The 1994-nt window shown below is 77.2% G+C and carries 2 protein-coding genes; one reads left to right on the forward strand and one right to left on the reverse strand.

Annotated features, from left to right (window positions below):
• A partial coding sequence (locus G3I42_RS32980; RefSeq protein ID WP_203607665.1) for a glycoside hydrolase family 3 C-terminal domain-containing protein occupies positions 1 to 841 on the forward strand: 841 nt, incomplete at its 5' end.
• Positions 842 to 868: 27 nt separating this feature from the next.
• Here G3I42_RS32980 and G3I42_RS32985 read toward each other — a convergent pair.
• The coding region (locus G3I42_RS32985) for an ABC transporter ATP-binding protein (RefSeq protein WP_164291348.1) at positions 869 to 1994 on the reverse strand (1126 nt) is incomplete at its 5' end.

Consider the following 1994-nt stretch of genomic DNA (forward strand, 5'->3'; position numbering starts at 1 on the left):
GGATGTCGTGATCGCCGCGCTCGGGGACCGCGCCGGGCTCTTCGGCCGGGGCACGAGCGGCGAGGGCTGCGACGCGCCCTCGCTCCGACTCCCCGGCGTGCAGCAGGAGTTGCTGGACGCGCTGCTCGACACGGGCACGCCGGTGGTCGGGGTGCTGCTCGCGGGGCGCCCCTACGCGCTGGGGCGGGCGGCGGCGGAGGCGGGGGCGCTCGTGCAGGCGTTCTTCCCCGGGCAGGAGGGCACGCGGGCGATCGCGGCGCTGCTCAGCGGGCGCGCGGCGCCCTCGGGGCGGCTCCCGGTGAGCGTGCCGCGCACTCCGGACGGCCAGCCCGGCACGTACCTGCGTGCCCCGCTCGCGGGCCCGAGTGACGTCTCGGCGCTCGACCCGAGCCCCGCCTTCCCCTTCGGGCACGGCCTCACGTACACGTCCTTCGCCTGGACGGACCTGACGCCCGGGACCCCCGGGCAGGTGCCCACGGACGGCACGGTCCGCCTCGCTCTGACGGTCACGAACACGGGCGAGCGGGCCGGGACGGAGGTCGTGCAGGTCTACCTCCACGACCCGGTCGCCTCCGTCGTGCAGCCCGAACAACGTCTCGTCGGCGCCCTCCGCGTGCCGCTCGCCCCGGGCGCCTCGGCCCGCGTCCACGTCGAGATCCCCGCCGACACGGCCTCCTTCACGGGCCTGGCGGGCCGCCGCGTCGTCGAGCCGGGCGACCTGGAGTTCCGGCTCTCCGCGTCGAGTACGGACCACCGCCTGCGCTGCGCGGTCCGGCTGACGGGGCCGGTGCGGGAGGTCGGTCACGGGAGGGAGCTGGGGGCCCGGCTGCGGGTGGAGTGAGACAGGCGGGCGGGCCCGGCACGGGGGTCAGTCGCCGTGCCAGGCCCGCCAGAGTCCCGCGTACGTGCCGTCCGCCGCCACCAGCTCCTCGTGCGTGCCGAGTTCGGTGAGGGCGCCGTCCTCCATGACCGCGACGCGGTCGGCGTCGCGGGTGGTGTGGAGGCGGTGGGCGACCGTGATGACCGTGCGGCCCGCGAGGACGGCGGCGAGGGCGCGTTCGGTGCGGCGGGCGGTGCGGGGGTCGATGAGCGAGGTGGCCTCGTCGAGGACGAGGATGCCGGGGTCGAGCAACAGGGTGCGGGCGAGGCTCAGTTGCTGGACCGCCGCGCCGTCCGGGGACAGACCGCCCGGCCCCAGCACCGTGTCGAGCCCGGCGGGCAGTTCCGCCGCCCAGTCCGCGCCGACGGTGGCGAGCGCGCGTTCCAGGTCCGCGTCGCTCGCGTCCGGCGCCGCGAGGGCGAGGTTCTCGCGGAGGGTGCCGAGGAAGACGTGGTGCTCCTGCGTGACGAGGACGACGCGGCCGGGCGGCAGCGTGTGCACGGGCACCCCGTCGAGCGTCACCGCGCCGCCGCTCGGGGTCTCGGCGCCGCTCACGAGGCGCCCGAGCGTCGTCTTGCCCGCGCCGGACGGGCCCACCACGACGAGGCGTTCGCCGGGGCGCACGGTGAGGCTGACGTCGCGCACGGCGTCGCGGTCGCCGTCGTAGGAGTGCCGGACGCCGTCCAGCCGCAGGGTGCCGTCGCCGGTGGGCGCGCGGGGCGCGGGCACGTCGACCGTGACGAGGCCGAGGCCCTCGACGCGCGCGAAGGACGCGCTGCCGCGTTGCAGGAACTCCAGCCACTGCAACAGGATGTCGACGGGATCGGAGAGTTTGCGCAGGTAGAGCGCGCAGGCCAGGACCGCCCCCAGGCTCGCGAGGCCGTGCGCGTGCAGGAGGCCGCCGAGCAGGAGTGCCGCGGCGACGGGCAGGAAGGCGCCGAAGTCGACGGCGGGGAAGAGCACGCTGCGCAGCGCGAGGGTGCCTTCGCGGGCGCGGTGCGCGGCGGCGACCCGGTCGAGCACGCGGGCGAGGCGGCGTTCGGCGAGGCCGTACACCTCGGTCGTGCGGGCCCCGGCCGCCGAGGCCGTGACCTCCTCGGCGAGCGCGGCGTTC

Source organism: Streptomyces sp. SID11385, from assembly GCF_010548245.1.
Classification (GTDB): Bacteria; Actinomycetota; Actinomycetes; order Streptomycetales; family Streptomycetaceae; genus Streptomyces.